The organism is Paenibacillus sp. VTT E-133280, from assembly GCF_002264385.1.
In the GTDB taxonomy this organism is placed as follows: domain Bacteria; phylum Bacillota; class Bacilli; order Paenibacillales; family Paenibacillaceae; genus Paenibacillus_AQ; species Paenibacillus_AQ nitricinens.
In genome coordinates this window covers 1-17,636 of the sequence record NZ_NFUX01000040.1, presented here as the reverse complement: position 1 = coordinate 17,636, position 17,636 = coordinate 1, and the positions used below count along the sequence as shown (strand labels likewise).

19 protein-coding genes are annotated in these 17,636 nt (G+C 41.5%); all 19 read left to right on the top strand.

Annotated elements, in window-relative coordinates:
* The first annotated feature begins 23 nt into the window (after nucleotides 1-23).
* Entirely contained in the window at nucleotides 24-605 is a 582-nt protein-coding gene (gene gfa / locus CA600_RS17520) for an S-(hydroxymethyl)glutathione synthase (protein WP_094871737.1), read from the top strand.
* Between the two features lie 250 nt (nucleotides 606-855).
* Entirely contained in the window at nucleotides 856-1,179 is a 324-nt protein-coding gene (locus tag CA600_RS17515) for a hypothetical protein (RefSeq protein WP_053522651.1), read from the top strand.
* A gap of 212 nt (nucleotides 1,180-1,391) precedes the next feature.
* The gene (locus CA600_RS17510; RefSeq protein ID WP_064617367.1) at nucleotides 1,392-1,742 is read left to right on the top strand and encodes a hypothetical protein; all 351 of its coding nucleotides are present in this window, start codon (nucleotides 1,392-1,394) and stop codon (nucleotides 1,740-1,742) included.
* A 327-nt stretch (nucleotides 1,743-2,069) separates the two neighbouring features.
* A complete protein-coding gene (locus tag CA600_RS17505; protein ID WP_094871735.1) occupies nucleotides 2,070-2,441 on the top strand; it encodes an iron chaperone in 372 nt (123 codons plus the stop codon).
* A gap of 284 nt (nucleotides 2,442-2,725) precedes the next feature.
* Nucleotides 2,726-4,495, top strand: a complete 1,770-nt coding sequence (locus tag CA600_RS17500) for a sensor histidine kinase (RefSeq protein ID WP_256989895.1) — start codon at nucleotides 2,726-2,728, stop codon at nucleotides 4,493-4,495.
* Complete coding sequence (locus CA600_RS17495) at nucleotides 4,492-5,295, top strand: response regulator transcription factor (protein WP_094871734.1); 804 nt, start codon at nucleotides 4,492-4,494, stop codon at nucleotides 5,293-5,295. The genes CA600_RS17500 and CA600_RS17495 overlap by 4 nt, the downstream gene beginning before the upstream one ends.
* 134 nt (nucleotides 5,296-5,429) lie before the next feature.
* Nucleotides 5,430-6,617, top strand: a complete 1,188-nt coding sequence (locus CA600_RS17490; protein WP_373455891.1) for an extracellular solute-binding protein — start codon at nucleotides 5,430-5,432, stop codon at nucleotides 6,615-6,617.
* Between the two features lie 203 nt (nucleotides 6,618-6,820).
* Nucleotides 6,821-8,227, top strand: coding sequence for an ABC transporter substrate-binding protein (locus CA600_RS17485; protein ID WP_094871732.1), 1,407 nt, complete (start codon nucleotides 6,821-6,823; stop codon nucleotides 8,225-8,227).
* Nucleotides 8,228-8,289: 62 nt separating this feature from the next.
* Nucleotides 8,290-9,276 carry a carbohydrate ABC transporter permease gene (locus CA600_RS17480; RefSeq protein WP_094871731.1) on the top strand — a complete coding sequence of 329 codons (987 nt, stop codon included), beginning with the start codon at nucleotides 8,290-8,292 and terminating at the stop codon, nucleotides 9,274-9,276.
* Nucleotides 9,266-10,120 carry a carbohydrate ABC transporter permease gene (locus tag CA600_RS17475; RefSeq protein ID WP_094871729.1) on the top strand — a complete coding sequence of 285 codons (855 nt, stop codon included), beginning with the start codon at nucleotides 9,266-9,268 and terminating at the stop codon, nucleotides 10,118-10,120. Before CA600_RS17480 ends, CA600_RS17475 begins: the two co-directional genes overlap by 11 nt.
* A 52-nt stretch (nucleotides 10,121-10,172) precedes the next feature.
* Entirely contained in the window at nucleotides 10,173-11,138 is a 966-nt protein-coding gene (locus CA600_RS17470; protein ID WP_094871728.1) for a glycoside hydrolase family 43 protein, read from the top strand.
* A 210-nt stretch (nucleotides 11,139-11,348) separates the two neighbouring features.
* Complete coding sequence (locus tag CA600_RS17465) at nucleotides 11,349-11,915, top strand: TetR/AcrR family transcriptional regulator (protein ID WP_094871726.1); 567 nt, start codon at nucleotides 11,349-11,351, stop codon at nucleotides 11,913-11,915.
* A 41-nt stretch (nucleotides 11,916-11,956) separates the two neighbouring features.
* Nucleotides 11,957-12,790 (top strand): aldo/keto reductase, encoded by an 834-nt coding sequence (locus tag CA600_RS17460; protein WP_094871725.1) that lies wholly within the window; start codon nucleotides 11,957-11,959, stop codon nucleotides 12,788-12,790.
* A gap of 208 nt (nucleotides 12,791-12,998) precedes the next feature.
* On the top strand, nucleotides 12,999-13,904 hold the full coding sequence (locus CA600_RS17455) for an NAD(P)/FAD-dependent oxidoreductase (RefSeq protein ID WP_094871723.1): 906 nt from the start codon (nucleotides 12,999-13,001) through the stop codon (nucleotides 13,902-13,904).
* A gap of 100 nt (nucleotides 13,905-14,004) precedes the next feature.
* A complete protein-coding gene (locus CA600_RS17450; protein WP_094871721.1) occupies nucleotides 14,005-14,505 on the top strand; it encodes a cysteine hydrolase family protein in 501 nt (166 codons plus the stop codon).
* Between the two features lie 226 nt (nucleotides 14,506-14,731).
* Complete coding sequence (locus tag CA600_RS17445) at nucleotides 14,732-15,133, top strand: hypothetical protein (protein ID WP_094871719.1); 402 nt, start codon at nucleotides 14,732-14,734, stop codon at nucleotides 15,131-15,133.
* A 354-nt stretch (nucleotides 15,134-15,487) separates the two neighbouring features.
* The gene (locus tag CA600_RS17440) at nucleotides 15,488-15,916 is read left to right on the top strand and encodes an SRPBCC family protein (RefSeq protein ID WP_094871718.1); all 429 of its coding nucleotides are present in this window, start codon (nucleotides 15,488-15,490) and stop codon (nucleotides 15,914-15,916) included.
* A 103-nt stretch (nucleotides 15,917-16,019) separates the two neighbouring features.
* Nucleotides 16,020-16,517 carry an LURP-one-related/scramblase family protein gene (locus CA600_RS17435; RefSeq protein ID WP_094871716.1) on the top strand — a complete coding sequence of 166 codons (498 nt, stop codon included), beginning with the start codon at nucleotides 16,020-16,022 and terminating at the stop codon, nucleotides 16,515-16,517.
* Nucleotides 16,518-16,873: 356 nt separating this feature from the next.
* A partial coding sequence (locus tag CA600_RS17430) for a CBM35 domain-containing protein (RefSeq protein ID WP_143812162.1) occupies nucleotides 16,874-17,636 on the top strand: 763 nt, incomplete at its 3' end.

Genomic DNA, 17,636 nt, shown 5'->3' with positions numbered 1-17,636 from the left:
AATATATTCAAGGAGGAAAACATATGACTACCACTAAATTACATCCAAGATTAGATAACGGGATTAATGATTATCCAGAAGTAAAAGACTTTGTAGGAGGAACACTAAAGTGTCTTTGTGAATCCAATAAAGTAGAAGTCAAGGTAGATTCACAAACAATGCACAACCATGCATGTGGTTGTTCTAAGTGTTGGAAACCAGAGGGTGCCAATTTTTCTTTAGTAGCTGTAGCTCCTCGTGACAAAGTTCATGTCATTAGAAACGGCGATAAGTTAGAGATTGTTGATGAAACAGCTACAATTCAAAGACATTTTTGTAAAGAATGTAAAGCACATTTATTTGGTCGTATAGAAAATAGAGATCATGCATTTTATGGTTTAGATTTTGTTCATACAGAATTATCAGAGGATAAAGGGTGGTCTGCACCACAATTTGCAGCATTTGTTTCGTCTGTAATCGAAACAGGTACACCGGCTTCAAAAATGGCTGATATCCGAAAAGATTTAAATGATATTGGATTACCTACCTATGATGTCCTATCACCTGAGTTAATGGATTTAATTTCTACTAAAACTGCTGAACTGAATGGCACATTGAATGAATAAAAGTTATATTTTAATGTAGTAATTAAGAAATAATAAACTAGTTACATGTGCTTTCTGTTTTTATAAACTAGCGGTTCTTCATTAATCGTAAAATTGTTAGTTTATAAAAACTATTGTCGTCAAGAGTCCTTTTAAACTCAAGTTTCGCTTCAATCTCACATATTTTAAAGAATTCTGCAGATTGAAAAGATATGCAAAGGCACTTACTCTATTTCAGAGTAAGTGCTTTTGTATATTCATTATTTAGGGTGTGGGTCTAAATCAACCTCTACCGATAGAAAATCTAACTGCAAAAGTAGCAATTGAAAAACTAAGAAATTCCGATGAAGAGATAATAGAGATCGTAACAGACGATGATTCCACTTGGTATATCATAAGAAGCGAGAATGACGGTATTTCGATAGCCGATGAAAATCTTAAACAAATGATTGGTTCAAACGGCTGGGAATTTGAAGCGAAAGAAGGCTCAGGTCTGTTCTTTGAGAAAGAGGATGAACAATTAACTGTTGCTACACAAATGTGGATTAAAAGATACGTTCTTGTTCAGGTACAAAATAAATATAAAGAACTTTAAAACATTAGGCTAACGTGCGCGAGATTGTAGAGTAAACTCTTGTGACATACGGAAGAATTTATCAAATCGTAGGAATATATTTTGATTGAGATCAATTTTTGTGTTTCACATCAATTTTTGATAGGATTGAACATTCAAGCACGTAAGCGTAATTTATTTGAGTATTTACACTTTATTGTATAATAATAACATTAGAAAAAGGAGATTGAGCGATGATGACTACTTATGAAGAAAATGTAGCTAGTTTTGATAAAATCGATTCCGAAAAAGCACAGGCATTGGTAAAAGGGGAATCCGAAGCCTTAATCTATATTGGAAAGGCTGTTTGTCCTTTTTGCCAAATATTCGTTGAAAAACTAAAAAAAGTTGCTGAGGAAACTGATACTACTATCTATTATGTAAATAGTGTGGAAAAATCTGATATGGAAGGTATTACGGCCTTCCGTAATGAATACGACATTCCAACGGTTCCTGGTTTCGTTTTTACTAATGGTGACACAATAAACGTGAAATGCGATTCATCCATGTCAGAAGAAGAAATCAAAGCTTATATGAATAAATAATTCAATTGCAAACAGTGGTCTTCTGCAATCGGGCGCTATTGTGGAACGTCAAGGGTAGAAAGTGATCAAACTTTATTTTAAAAAGTGTATACTAACCCACAAGAAAAGAATCCATTTTGATCAATCTTTTTTTCAAAACGGATTCTTTTTATTTGCCCGAAAAATGAGCTTTTGCGGGAACTTTTGATCAAACTTTATTTTAAAGCTACAATCGTAACATTATAAAAAGTTGCACCCTAACACCCCGTTAGATATGATTATCTAACGGGGTGTTTTTTTGTAGCTGCGCCTGAACAAAAGGCGATTCTGAGGTTAGGAGTGATCGACATGGAGGTTTTTGCAGACTATTTAGCGCAAATTGATAACCCACAGCATCGGGAGCGAATGGAAGAGGTGTTGGCTTGGGTAACTAAGAAATTCACAGATTTAAAACCAAAAATCGCGTGGAATCAGCCTATGTTCACCGATCACGACACCTATATTATTGGCTTTAGCGTATCCAAACAACATATGGCTGTTGCGCCTGAAATCGCAGGGATTAATCATTTCTCTGATGAAATTGTACAGGCAGGCTATGATCACACCAAGCAGTTGTTACGGATCCGGTGGGATAGCCCGGTTGATTTCTCATTACTTGAGAAAATGATCGAGTTTAACATTATGGACAAGGCAGATTGTTCAACTTTTTGGCGAAAATAAAATATAAAAAAAGTAGTTAGCCTCGATGATGAATACATCATCGGGATTTTTTTAATTAGGAGTAAGACATTCTTATATAAAGGGTTACTGGAAATGGGATTAATATGCTTGCTAGTCGTTATTGGGTGCGAAAATATCAGTTCTTTTTGTCGAATCCATAATTCTTTCTTAGCGGATCATTAGCAAACATGCTAATATAATGACTGAAAAGGTTGAAAGCCCTTACTTTTAGCGGTTAGGGGCGATCATCTCATGCTCACATGACAAAGAGGGGAAGAAATTGCATGCGGCGGATACTGTCGATGTTAAAGTTAAATACGCTGCGAAATCAAATGTTGCTCGGTTTCCTCGCCGTCATGCTCATCATTCTGACGTTCGTTGGAGGGATTACGTTCCATTCAGTCTCGACGCTACTCAAGAACAATGCGGAGAAGCATATTCAGCAGACTGCGATTCAAGCTAACGGACGTTTAGAAAGCGTTCTCGAACAGATCAATTCTTTGACGACACTGGTATCTACTAACGATTATATCCAGCAACTCCTTTTACGCGATATAGAGGGTCATCCCGCTACTTTTACGGAACGGCAAGCCCTGCCATCTATTATCAATCTAGTCCAAATCTACACGGACGGCATCAAATCTGTTGAGCTTTATAATAAAGACGGAGTGAGGCTGTATCCTCTTGACGGCAGCACCCTTAGAGATAAGGTACCCGAGGATTGGATTGAAATGGCGACGAGAAAGGATGGCAGTCTCGTTTGGTTCGGTATTGATCCGCTCGATTCTACATCGCTTGTAGCGATTCGACAGATCAGTCTTATTGATCGGCATTTCACAACTGGAGGGTATTTACTCATTCGTTCAGACCGTGACAAGTTTGCGCTTAAAGACTCCCTATCCGGGGAGGGGGACGGGGAAACGGTGCTGCTCCTCGCTCCAGATGGCCAGTTCATCACGTCCAACGATGACACGATTTCACAAAAGACAGCAGCAAAGCTGGTAGAAGAATCCGACGAACAAATTGCTTCCATCGGCAAGCAGTCCTTTATCGTTGTCAAACAGCGGTCTTCCGTGACAGGATGGACGCTACTCATCTTAACCCCGGTTAACGTCATCACCAAGGGGATATCGGTCTTGCGGACGACCATTGTTGTATCGGCTTTGATGGGTACCTTACTGTTCACCTTGCTTTCGTTTTTCCTATCTATACTTATTACCAGACCTGTGTTCAGATTGATCAAAGCTATGAGAAGTACCCGTCTAGGCATTCTGAAGCCTATCGAAAACGTATCGTCCACTATGGAAATTCAGGAACTAAATTATTCCTATAACAAAATGGTTGATAATATCAACGAACTGATCCAGTTGGTTTATGAGAAGGAGTTATCCCGGAGTCATACGGAGTTGAAGGCACTTCAAGCGCAAATTAATCCGCATTTTTTGTTTAATACCCTAGATGTTCTGTACTGGTCGCTGCTGGATAGGGATGAAGATCAACTGGCGGAGTATGTTGTCGCCATGTCTGATTTATTCCGCTATACGATCACCGGCTCGAGTAAAGGAGGATGGGTGAAGTTACAGGATGAGCTGGAGCATGTAAAGCGATATTTGCTTATTATGAAGATGCGATTTGAAGATCGCTTGGAGTGGGAAATTGAGGCTCCTTCTGAATTTTCGAATGTGGAGTTACCCCGACTATTGCTGCAGCCCCTTGTAGAGAATGCCGTATTGCATGGGGTCGAGAGCAAGATTGAACCGGGATGGATAAAGCTAACGGTTGCTGGAGATGAAGAATGGGTCACCATTACGGTGGAAGATGACGGGATGGGAATGGACGAGGAGATGCTGCGCTCTCTTGTGGAAGGGCTGGATAGCGGAAAGGTATCTTCTTCAAAAGATTCCGGCGTCGGAATCGCTAATGTGCATAGAAGGCTTCAACTATTTTTTTCGAGAGAGAATGAGCAGGGTGCGGCTATGACCATCGATAGCCAAAAGGGGCAAGGCACCCGTATAAACATCAAAATTCCTGTTCGAGGAGACAAAATGCCATGAGAAGCCGAACAATTCTTATTGTCGACGATGAACCGAGATCTAGAGAAGGAATGAAGAAAATACTAGAGGTGTGGGCAGCCGGTCATTATGAAATCCTTACGGCAAGCAATGGGATCTCGGCGATGGAAATTCTGGAGGAAATACCGGTCGAGCTCATGATATCGGATATCCGCATGCCTGGAATCAGTGGTCTTTCTTTAGTTAGCCAAATAAGGGATAAAAAAATACAGCGTCAGCCATCTGTTATTCTCATCTCCGGTCATGCCGAGTTCGAGTATGCTCAGCAAGCGATTCAGTTGTCCGTAGTTGAATATTTACTCAAGCCAGCCAGCCGGGAAAAGCTAATCACATCTGTGGAGAATGCCCTGAAGGCAGGGGAAGAGCAGGAACATATCGGCTTCATGCGGAAGATGGCCGATCCACAATTAATGGCCATAAGAGATGAAGATGCCGCATTAAGCGATCCGGTCCGTCAGGCGATTGACTATGTGGAAATGCATATAGAAGAGGCGATCAGCCTGCAGGAAGTAGCCGGACTTGTTCATCTGAACGGGAGCTATTTTAGTTCTCTTTTCAAGGAACAATGCCAGATGAATTTCAGCGAATACGTCGCCCGCAGAAAATTGCAGAAAGCGAAGGAATTACTGCTGAAAACCAATCTGCCTATAGCGGAAATTGCCAGCCTTACAGGTTACCAGACGGTTAAATATTTCAACAAGCTGTTCAAGGAATACGAAAGAATGAGTCCAGGGCAGTATCGATCTTCCATGAGGAATGGTATAGAAGCGAATATCCAATAGCGGCTCGGCAAGGGGGGATATCTACGAAGAGGATCGGATTATCCATTACCCTTTTCTTAACATTGTTGTTGATAACAACAGGTTGCAATGGGGCTAAGGGGAATAGCAGCAAGAGCGACGGCGAGAAAATCACTTTGAAAATGATGCATCTATGGCCGGATAGCAATAACTCCGCGCAAAATAAAATGGTAAAAGAAATCATCAGAGAATTTGAAGAAGCTAATCCGAATATCACCATCAAGACGGAAGTGCTTGAAAATGAGCAGTATAAAAGCAAACTGAAGGTACTTGCCGCTTCCAACGATCTACCGGATATCGGATTCACCTGGGCAGCAGGCTTTATGGATCCTTATGTTAGGGGAGATAAGTTTGCAGCCGTGGACGATCTTTTACAGAATGAGTTGAAAGGAAAATTCGTAGCTGGTACGACGGAGGGGTACTCCTTTGATGGGAAGACGTATGCCCTTCCTGTCGAACTAAACATAGTCCCGGTCTATTATAATAAGGAAATATTTTCAGAATTCAATCTGCAGCCTCCCCAAACCTTGGATGATCTCAAAGCGATCATTCGAACACTGAATAACAATGGCATAACACCTGTTACTCTTGGCGGTAAGGACGGTTGGCCGGCTTCCTTCTGGTACATGTATCTAGCTGATCGTATTGGAGGACCTAACCTGATGGATAAAGCTGTTGCGGATCAGGACTTCACAGATCCTTCCTTGCTAGAGGCTGCAAGACAAGTGCAAGAGCTGGTAAACCTGAACACATTCATCAAAGGCTACAACGGATTATCCAATGATGAAGCCAAGGTACAGTTCATGAACGGAAAGTCAGCCATGTTCGTTACAGGGACTTGGGAGCTGCCAGATTTCACGACCACTACGAATATAGCCCAAGAATTTAAAGTCAACATCGGTTATTTCAAGTTCCCGACAGTTGAAGGCGGCAAAGGCAATGTGGATGATTGGGTCGGTGGTCCGGGCACTGGATTGTTCGTTTCCAAAAATTCGAAGCATGCTCTGGAGGCCAAAGAATTCGTGAGCTTTTTCGTTCAAAAGTGGGGAGAGCATTCTGTTGTCAATGCAGGTGTAATCCCGGCTACCAAAGTAGATACTGCAGCCATCAAGCTACCGCAAATGTTCATTGATCTATTAAACGAGTTAAATAAGGCTAATAAAGTAACTCTTTATCTGGATACACAAATGAAGCCAGTCGCATCTGCTATACACATGAATCAGATTCAGGCATTGTTCGGTGAAGCCGTCACGCCAGAAGAATTTATCAAGAAACAGGATGATGCGCTAAAAGCGGATAAGTAATGTTCAGAAATATCAACAGATCATGGAGACGTCAAGGGATAGATCCTTTGATGTCTCTTTTTTTTGCGCTCTATAGAACTGAATCTAAAAATAGTGGAAGTTTTCCTAAAGAGGGTGTCCTTATGCTTAAGGGTTGCAGGATCTATAATTATGTATGCGGTTACAAAAAACCGAAGTAATAATACAAAAGGGGAGGCAAAGATATGAAAAGTATGAAACGTAGTTTAGTGGGGATCTCTACATTGCTTGTGATGTCATCTGCTCTCGCAGCATGTGGTGGGAACTCAAATTCTAACTCATCTAGCCCAAGTCAAACGACTGCACCAGCAGCAAACGCTACCGAAGCTCCATCAAAAGGAACAGGTGAGAAAGTCACTATCAATCTCTGGAGCTTTACGGACGAGATTCCTAACATGACCAAGAAGTATATGGAAACCCATCCTGATGCGAATGTAGAGTTCAAAACTACAGTTATCGCTACCACTGACGGCGCTTATCAGCCTGCTCTTGATCAGGCTCTGTCAGCGGGAGGTAAAGATGCCCCTGACATTTATGCAGCAGAATCAGCATTCGTGCTTAAGTATACCCAAGGCGATGCATCCAGCTATGCAGCCAACTATTCTGATATGGGTCTTGATGACCAAATGGTTAAGGACGCTGGCATCGCGCAATACTCGGTTGATATCGGCAGTTTAGATGGAAAATTAAAAGCCCTCGGGTATCAAGCAACTGGCGGTGCCTTTATCTATCGCCGCTCTATTGCGAAGGATGTTTTTGGAACAGACGATCCAGCCACCATCAAAAATGAAATTGGACCAGGCTGGGATAAATTCTACGATGCAGCCGCGAAGCTGAAAGCTAAAGGATACGGCATCGTTTCTGGCGACGGCGATATCTGGCACCCGATCGAGAACAGTTCTGACAAGGGCTGGATTGTTGATGGCAAGCTTCATATCGATCCAAAGCGTGAAGAGTTCCTGGATCTTTCTAAAAAGCTGAAAGACAATGGTTATCACAATGATACGACAGACTGGACGGAAGCATGGTATGCGGATATGTCCGGTGCCGGCGCTCAACCGATCTTCGGATTCTTCGGTCCTGCTTGGCTCATCAACTATGTGATGAACGGTCAAGTAAAAGACACGAATGGCGACTGGGCTGTATCCGAACCAACAACAGGTTTCTTCTGGGGCGGTACTTGGCTGCTTGCCAACAAAGACGTGACCAAGGACGATGCTAAGAAACAGGCTGTTGCGGACTTTGTGAAGTGGGTTACACTCGATACCTCTGAAACGGGACTTCAATATTACTGGGCTAACGGTACTATGAAGGAAGGCGAGCAAGGAACGAAGGATAGCGTTGCATCCTCCGTTGTCATGTCCAAATCAAATGGCGAAGTTCCGCTGCTCGGCGGCCAGAACATGTTCGACGTGTTTGTACCGGCCAATGCTAACGCTTCAGGTAAGAACTTGACCCAGTACGACGAAACAATTAACAAGCTCTGGCGTGATCAAGTACGCGAATACACCGCAGGCAATAAGGACCGTGCCAAAGCGATCGAAACCTTTAAGCAACAAGTCAAAGACCAACTTGGCATTGAAAGCGAATAAGAAGGATTCGGAGGGGCGGGGGAGTAATCCCGCCCCTTCATATCAACTAAAGAGGTGAGAGCATGCGCCGCAAAAATGTGAACTATGCGAAATACGGTTATATTTTTACCTTTCCATTTGTTCTTGCATTTCTGATTTTTTCACTGTATCCCATTTTATATACCGCAGTCATTGGATTCACCGATATGAAAGGAATCATACCCAAACCGATCCATATCCTTGATAATCCTTTTCAGAACTTCAAAGATCTTCTCTTTGATAATCCCTCGTTCCGGAAGTCTTTATTCAACACCGGCTTACTCTGGATTACTAACTTCGTTCCCCAGATGCTTCTCGCGCTCTTGCTAACTGCATGGTTCACGAATAAGCGTCTAAACATAAAGGGACAAGGCTTGTTCAAGGTTCTGCTCTATATGCCTAATATCATTACTGCTAGTACGATTGCCGTGTTGTTCAGCACTTTATTCGCCTACCCGATGGGTCCTGTAAACAGTTTGTTTCAAACGTTGGGATGGACAGACGCTCCGGTGTTCTTCCTGCAGGATAAGACGACAGCACGGGGCATTGTCGCGTTCATCCAGTTTTGGATGTGGTACGGCAACACCATGATCGTCCTGATCGCTGGCGTTATGGGTATAAATCCTGCCCTCTTCGAATCCGCAGCGATTGACGGGGCGAATGGTTTTCAAACCTTCTTCCGAATCACACTGCCGAGTCTGCGTACGATATTGCTGTTCACACTGATTACATCGATGGTGGGCGGTTTGACCATGTTCGATATCCCGCAATTATTTCTTGCAGGCGGTCCGGACGATTCTACGCTTACCACGTCTATGTTTATCTACGGGCAAGCATTCAAGGGCAGCTATATGTACAATCGTGCTGCAGCAGCGAGCATGATCATGTTCTTGATTTCAGCAATATTGGCTGGAATTCTGTTCTACGTGATGCGTGACCGCGATGCATCAAGACTTAAAAAAATACAAAAACAAAAGTACAGAAAAGCTGCTGCAGCAGCCCGTGAGGGAGGCGTAACACATGGCAAATAATCAGAAAAGCGGGACCGTTAACCGAAAGATCAACAAGACGATTATCTATGTGGTTTGCATCTCTTTGGCGGTGCTCAGTATCCTGCCGTTTTGGATCATGTTTGTAAATGCCACGCGCTCTACACCGGAAATCCAAGGCGGTCTTTCACTGCTTCCTTCGAGCCACATGATGAGCAATCTGCGAGTACTGCTCGACAAGAGCTTTGATCCGCTTCAAGGTTTCATGAATTCATTCATTATCGCCAGTTCTGCAACCCTCTGCACGGTCTATTTCTCGTCTTTGGCGGCCTATGGGCTGGTGACTTACAGCTGGAAGCTACGGGGGCCATTCTTTACCTTCATCATGTGCGTGATGATGATTCCTTCCCAGGCAAGCGCCATCGGATTCTATCAGTTCATGTATAAATTACATTGGACCAATAATTTTCTCCCGCTGATTCTACCAGCAATTGCTGCACCGGCGGTGGTGTTCTTCATGCGCCAATACTTGCTCGCAACTCTGTCGATAGAGATCGTGGAAGCTGCGCGCGTAGATGGGTCAGGTGAATTCTTCACTTTCAACCGGATTATCTTACCGCTGATGATGCCGGCAGTTGCAACACAGGCCATTTTTGCCTTTGTGGCTAACTGGAACAACCTGTTCATGCCGCTGATATTGCTGACACAGAAGGAGAAATATACTATGCCAATCATGGTCAGCTTGCTCCGAGGTGATATCTACAAAACGGAGTTCGGCTCGATCTATATGGGTCTGGCTTTGACGGCTTTACCGCTCTTTGTGGTTTACTTCTTGTTATCCAGATATATTATCGCCGGCGTAGCGCTTGGTGGCGTCAAAGAATAACATTGGCTTCTGGCTTCAAATAAGTAATCTCAATCAGGAGGAGAGTCCTATTATGGCCACGAAAAATGAACCGTTAGTTACCCATCTCTATACAGCCGATCCCTCCGCTCATGTATTTGAGGGCAAGCTGTATATTTACCCATCCCATGATATCGACCATGATGGACCTACGAATGATAATGGTGACCAGTATGCAATGGAAGATTATCATGTGTTTTCCTTGGAAGATCCTACATCTCCCTGTGTAGATCACGGAGAGGCACTTCATCTTCGGGATGTGCCTTGGGCTTCGAAGCAAATGTGGGCGCCCGATGCCGCGTACCGGCAGGGGATGTATTATTTGTTTTTCCCGGCCCGTGACAAGGAGGGGATTTTCCGTATCGGAGTGGCTACGTCAACTTCTCCGTCTGGTCCTTTCCAGGCTCAAGAAAGCTATATTAAAGAGAGCTTCAGCATTGATCCAGCCGTATTCGTGGACGAGGACGAAAGAGCCTACATGTATTTTGGAGGCTTATGGGGCGGACAATTAGAAAAGTGGCAAGACGGTATTTTTCAACAAGATGCGGTAGAAAAGGGCCCAGAGGAACCGGCTTACGGTCCTTGGGTGGGTGAGCTGAGTGAAGACATGCTGACATTCAAATCTGATCCTCAGGAGATCACCATTATTGATGAAGAAGGGAAATTAATCCTTGCGGGTGATGAAGACAGGAGATACTTCGAGGGTCCATGGATGCACAAGTATAAAGGGAAATACTATCTCTCATACTCTACTGGCACAACCCATAAGATCGTCTATGCGGTGAGTGACAAGCCTTGCGGACCCTTTGTCTTCCAAGGAACGATCCTGAATCCAGTCATTGGCTGGACGACCCATCATTCTATTGTGGAATTTAACGAGAAATGGTATTTGTTCTATCATGACGCATCGCTGTCTGGCGGTGTGGACCATAAACGCAGTATGAAATTTACGGAGCTTCATTATGAGGAAGACGGCAGAATCCGGCCGGTAGTGCTCTAATTGAAAGTACAGCATCCCTTATTGATAGGGCTTATTATGAAATTGTACTTAAGGATGTCTTGAAGCAAATACTTCAGAGACATCCTTATTTGTCTTTTCATCTTTAAATTATAGGAAAAAAATTCTAATATTTTGATTGCTTTTTTTATAAAGGAGTTTTATTGTGAAGAGGAATGAATATTCATTCCGCAAGAAGGAGAGGTGTTCTTATTGTCTACAAACAAGGAAGAGGAAATTTATAAAGCGGCTTTAAAATTATTTGCAGAAAGAGGTTATGATGGAACGACTGTTCCAATGATTGCGGAAGCGGCAAAAGTAGGAGCGGGAACAATTTATCGATATTTTGAAAGTAAAGAGTCACTAGTTAATTCATTGTTTCAAAAAGTAGTGATGGAGTTTTCAGAGACCATTAAAACTGATTTTCCAAACTCAAATGAAATTCGTGAGCAATTTCGCCATGTGTTTTATCAAATGGTCGGATTTGCAAAAAGCAATATATACGCGCTGCTATTTATAGATTCACATGCAGAGTCATATTATTTAAATGAGAAGAGCCGGAGCGTGTTTGATGGATTTATGAATTTTTTAGTCGCAATCATAGAAAGTGGCAAAGAGAGAGAGGTGTTCAGCTCGCTTCCTTCAAATGCATTAATCTGTATTGTTTATGGCGCATTTGTTAGCTTCTTCAAAGAAATTCAACATGGAAAAATAATTGAGACACCAGAGCTTATTCAAGGAATAGAACGAAGCTGCTGGAATGCTATCAGAATCGACTGACTCTGCTGATATAAAATAATAGTGTATGGGAGGATTAATCTTTGGAAAATTACTTGTTAAATAATGGAGTTTTGTTACCGAAAGTCGGATTGGGTGTATACCAAATGAAAAATGAACACGAAGATGCAATCATTTGGGCATTGAGAAATGGATATAAGCATATTGATACCGCCGCTTTTTATCATAATGAGGAACTTGTTGCAAGTACAATTAAAAAATCAGGTGTAAATCGAAAGGATATATTTATTACAACAAAGCTGTGGAATTCAGATCATGGTAAAAGAACGAAACAGGCTTTTGAAATGAGTTTGAAAAAACTGGGAACAGATTATATAGATCTTTATTTGATCCATTGGCCATCCCCGAAATATGTTGAGAGCTGGTTGATATTAGAGGAATTGTACAAAGAGGGTAAAATTAGAGCCATTGGTGTGTCTAACTTTGAACAAATGCACCTGAGTGATGTATTGAAGCATGGCTCAATAGTCCCTGCTGTAAATCAAATTCATACGAATCCGTTTTTACAGCAGCCCGATTTGCATAATTATATGGTGAATAAGAATATCCAACATGTAGCGTGGAGTCCTTTTGGACATGGAAATAAAGATTTATTCGATAACCCTATATTAACAAGCATTGCTGAAAGACACGGTAAAACAACGGCTCAAGTTATGTTAAGGTGGAACATTGAGCGCAATGTTGGAGTTATTCCCAAATCGGTTAATCCTGCAAGATTAAAGGCGAATCTGGAAATTTTTGATTTTAGTTTATCTGATGAGGAAATGAAACAAATATCGACATTAGATAAAAATAAAAAGGGATTTGTTAATCCTGACAACAAGCTGTTTTTATGGGCTACTACACTTTTGCGGTAATCTAGCTGGGATTCCAAGAGGGCAATGATTAAATAGAAAAATCCTTGCCTTTTAGATTTATTGAAGTTATTATAGATTCATAAAGTCTTTAATTAAAGAGTCGAGTGTAATATTCCTGATTATGGAGTGTTCTTTTTTTAAATCCATAATGGATAACATAAGTCTCTAATATCTTTAATATAAATTGAAAGCGAAAGGGAGAATTAGGATGACTCATGATTGTGTAATTATCGGTGGAGGACCGGCAGGTCTAAATGCTGCTCTGGTGCTAGGCAGGGCAAGAAAAAGTGTGGTTGTGATTGATGAAGGACGCGCACGTAATAGGGTGACTCGAGAAACGCATGGCTTTCTTACTAGAGATTCTATAAGTCCAAGCGAATTCAGGAGAATTGCGATGGAGCAGATTAGTGCCTATCACTCCGTTACTTTTGCGGAAGATACCGCCATATCGATTACGGGAACCGATGGTGATTTTCAAATTAAGACGGTTCAGGGTCAGACCTTTCAAAGTAAAAAGGTGCTCTTCGCCATAGGGATGAAAGACCTCCCGTTGGATATTAAGGGACTCACAGACGTATATGGTAAAAGCGCCTTTATCTGCCCCTATTGTGATGGATGGGAACTAAGAGATCAGCCTCTTGTCGTAATTGTTAAGGGAGCCGATGCAACGCATATGGCCCGAGTATTATCTGGTTGGACGAAAAAGATAACCATATGTACTAATGGATCTGATGACTTGACGGATGCACAACGTGAAGAGCTGAATCAACATAACATTCCTGTCTATGACTCACCGATTCAGTCGATCGAATCTGACAATGGCATGGTGCAGCAAGTTGTGTTGAAGGATGGTATTAGCATAGTATGTACGGGGATATTTTTTAGACCGAAGCTTATGATCGGGTCGGATTTGCCACAAGCCCTTGGTTGTGAATTCACAGAAACAGGAACAGTAATCATCGATAATCTCGGTAAAACGAACGTTCCAGGCGTTTATAGTGCCGGTGATGCAACAACACATCTTCATCAAGCCATTATTGCCGCTTCTTTGGGCTCCTTAGCTGGGGTCGGCATTAATAACGAACTAAATGAAGAGGCGTGGCGTAACATATGATGCTATTGTACAAAATCGTCTAATTCATTTATTCCCTTGAGCTGAATCTACATCCAGATTAATATAGAAACTATATTTGTTCTGAGAGGGGTAGTTCAAAATAAAAATCGGATTCCTAATTATTGATATGCAAAACCTTTTCTTACACGATCATATGGAGAGATTAAATGTAAGTGAGGCTTGTGAATATATTAATCATGTGTCTGGGTTACTTCGTGCGAAGGACCAAATCGTTATCCATATACAAGACATGGAAGGGGCGAATACAGATACGGATCCAGAAGCTAGAAATAGTATACCGGAAATTACAGTTGCACCCACGGATATCCAGATGGCGAAAGAATTCTCTAATGCTTTTTGGAAAACGGATTTGGAACAACTGCTACGTGAACATGGTGTTGAATTCATCATCGTTGCGGGCTTCGCCGCAGAACATTGCGTAACCTTTACTATTAACGGTGCACAAGAAAGAGGTTTTCAAGCAGCCATTCTACAAAAGGGTGTCCTTAGCACACAGCCAGAGGCAATTACTTCGATTTACCGTGATCGGCATATGATCTCTTATCCGGTGATCGAATTTTTAATGGAGACCATTGCTTGAGATTCTACTAATAGAAGCTAATGATAATAAGTGGAGTTACGTATTAGATAACTAATATGTAACTCCATTTTTTTATAGAATCGTCCTTCACTAATTGATTCTTCTATATTCATTTGATGGATAGAACCTATGTATCAGTATGCTATGTTAATGTTATGCCAACGGGTAGGATAGTTTAATAATCGATTGGGGGAAAATAACCAAAAATAGACGGGGGTTATTTCTCATGTGGTGGAGAGGTCTAATTTTGATTTTGATAATAGGGGTCACCAACTTTACAGTAATGGATTGTGCTGAAGCTTACGATGAGGAGTCATCAACTAAATATAACGTCGACATTCAACGGGAGTGCTTGGATGAGATCCTTATTTTTGAAATTCGTCTTAAAATTATGAGCGTACTTGAAAAAGAATATGGTAATAACTATCTCATCGGCGGCGCTCATATCATACCAATCAGGAAATCGGATTCTTATCCTCAACAAGAGTTCATATTTGAAGGGGAAGTTATGACACAAGATTCTAACTCGGATATAGTTCAAATCACTTTCAAAGCTAATACAGACGGATATAAAGCGAGTGATTTCCGTGTTATCCGTAGCGAAAATAACAATCTTCCATTACGCTAACGGGACACGATAGTTCAATCGCAACAAGAAGGCAGCCGATCAGAGGATCAGCTGCCGTTTTATTGAAGTAAAAGGCAGTATAATTCAGTAATTTCGTGAATAAGACGTTATAAGAAATCGGCGGGAAACTATAAGGAGCAGATAACATGAAACAACTCGGTGATGAATCCTTTGCTGTGGATTGGAATCCTGATATACCACATGAAAAAAATCATAATCGATGTTTTGTTTTCAAATGGTAAAAAATTAACAAAGGTTATGGACTAAGCAATCAAATCAACCGTACCATGGTATAATATTCGCATACAAATAATTACATAAATTAAATCCTTATGAAAAAGGGGAATGCACTATATGGCAAATATCGAGCACTTGCAGACCGTGAATGTTCCGGCTTCAACGGTATATAAAGCACTAACCACTGCAAAAGGACTTTCAGAAATATGGACAAATGAACTAATAGTCTATGATCAGATCGGTTGTATAAACGAGTTCCGATTCGGAGGCAAAGGCTTAACAAAGATGCGAGTTGATGAGCTTGTTACCGATAAAAAGATTTTGTGGCAATGTGTTGATTCAGATCCAGAATGGATAGGTACGACAATTTCTTTTAATTTAGAGGAAAAAAACGGGAAGACTTCAATCATTTTTCGTCAGATGAATTGGGAGAATGTAACCGCATTTTATCGCCTATGTAATTATAACTGGGCTATTTTTTTGTACAGTCTTAAACAGTATTGTGAAGAAGGCGTGGGTCTTCCGTATCATAAACGGAAGTTTTAGAACCATCCCAAACACGGATGGGTGACTAAAGTACATGATCCCGAGAACTGATTTCGGAAGTACTGCGCTTTAATAATATGCTTATATCGAAGGAGGCATTGGAATGAAGCAACTTTATATAAAGCAGAAGGTATTTAGTCTAAGTGGTAAATTTACGGTAAAGAATCAGCAGGAGCAGGATGTCTATTATGTAGAGGGCAGTTTTATGCAAATACCAAAGACGTTCTCCATTATGAATACCACAAGAGATGAAGTCGGACTTATTACGAAGAAGGTATTTAGTTTTTTACCGAAGTTTTTTGTTGAGGTCAATGGTCGAGAGGTGTTAACGATTAAGAAAGAGTTTACTTTCTTTAAAGCGCGCTATACGATTCATGCGGCTGACATTGAGGTACATGGTAACTGGTGGGACATGGATTTTCAGGTCTTGCAGTACGGTGTAGTCATAGGTAAAGTGAACAAGGAGTGGTTTACTTGGGGCGATAGCTACAAGGTTCAAATACTAAATGAGGAGATGGAGGCAATCATGATTGCGTTAGTTGTTGCAATTGATTGTGTAAAAGCTGATCAAGCAGCTTCTTCCTCATCAGCGACGATATAATTAGCCTAGTTCTATAAATAGCGGGAGTCTAAGATTTTGATATGTTTGAACAACTGATGAATGAAAACGATTGTATTTTTATATCTAGACTTTAAAATTTTTATGTTTTTAGCCTAAAAGATGCATTGACCTGGAAAAGGTTGGAGCCTATAATCATAAACAGGGAAAATTCATTAGATATGGAGTGATTTGGAACTTGAGGATTTCTCAAAAGGTCTAATTGTAAACGCATACAATGAAGTTTCTCCATACTTTCTTTGAAGGAGGGATTTGATAAGTTAGAAAGTCTCTTTTTTTCTTATTTTTGCAAACGTTTGCACAAGGGGTTGCACCTAAATAATGAGGAGGTTATTTACTTGGGAAGACAACAATCTAGGCGGTTTGTTTCTTGGTTGATTATTTTTTCGCTTATTTTTAGTTTATTTGGTTTATCCGGCGGGGCTTCAGCCAGCAATACTGATTATACAGTCTCCTACACGAACTCCACAGCATCTGCTGTAACACTGCATTGGACCACGAATAACTGGACGGATATTGCCGATACGGTTATGACTAAAAATGGAACCACATTTACGGCCAACCTCAATGTTCAGGAAGGCGCCACACTCATTTATTGTTATCATATTACGGCCCCGACAGATAGTTGGGATAGCAACGGAGGGAAGAACTGGACGGTTGTTGTCCCGGTTGCTGGGAAATACGAAGCTGAGAACGCAGCCTTGTCAGGTGGCGCCAAAATAAATACGAATCACACCGGATATACTGGCACTGGTTTTGTGGATGGATACACAACCATAGGAGCAACAACCACCTTTAGTGTTCAATCCTCCGCGACTGGTACCTATAATGCCACGCTCCACTACGCCAATGGGTCTGGCAGTGCTAAGATCGTTTCCATTTATGTAAATGGTGTAAAGGTAAAGCAGACCACTTTAGCCAATTTGGCAAGCTGGGATGCATGGGGTGACCAACCTGAAACGCTCTCTTTACAGGCAGGCAATAATTCAATCGCCTACAAATATGACTCGGATGATACTGGGAATATCAATATCGACTATCTAACTCTTTCAGCCACAGCAACACCAACATCTACCGCAGCACCAACATCAACGCCAACAG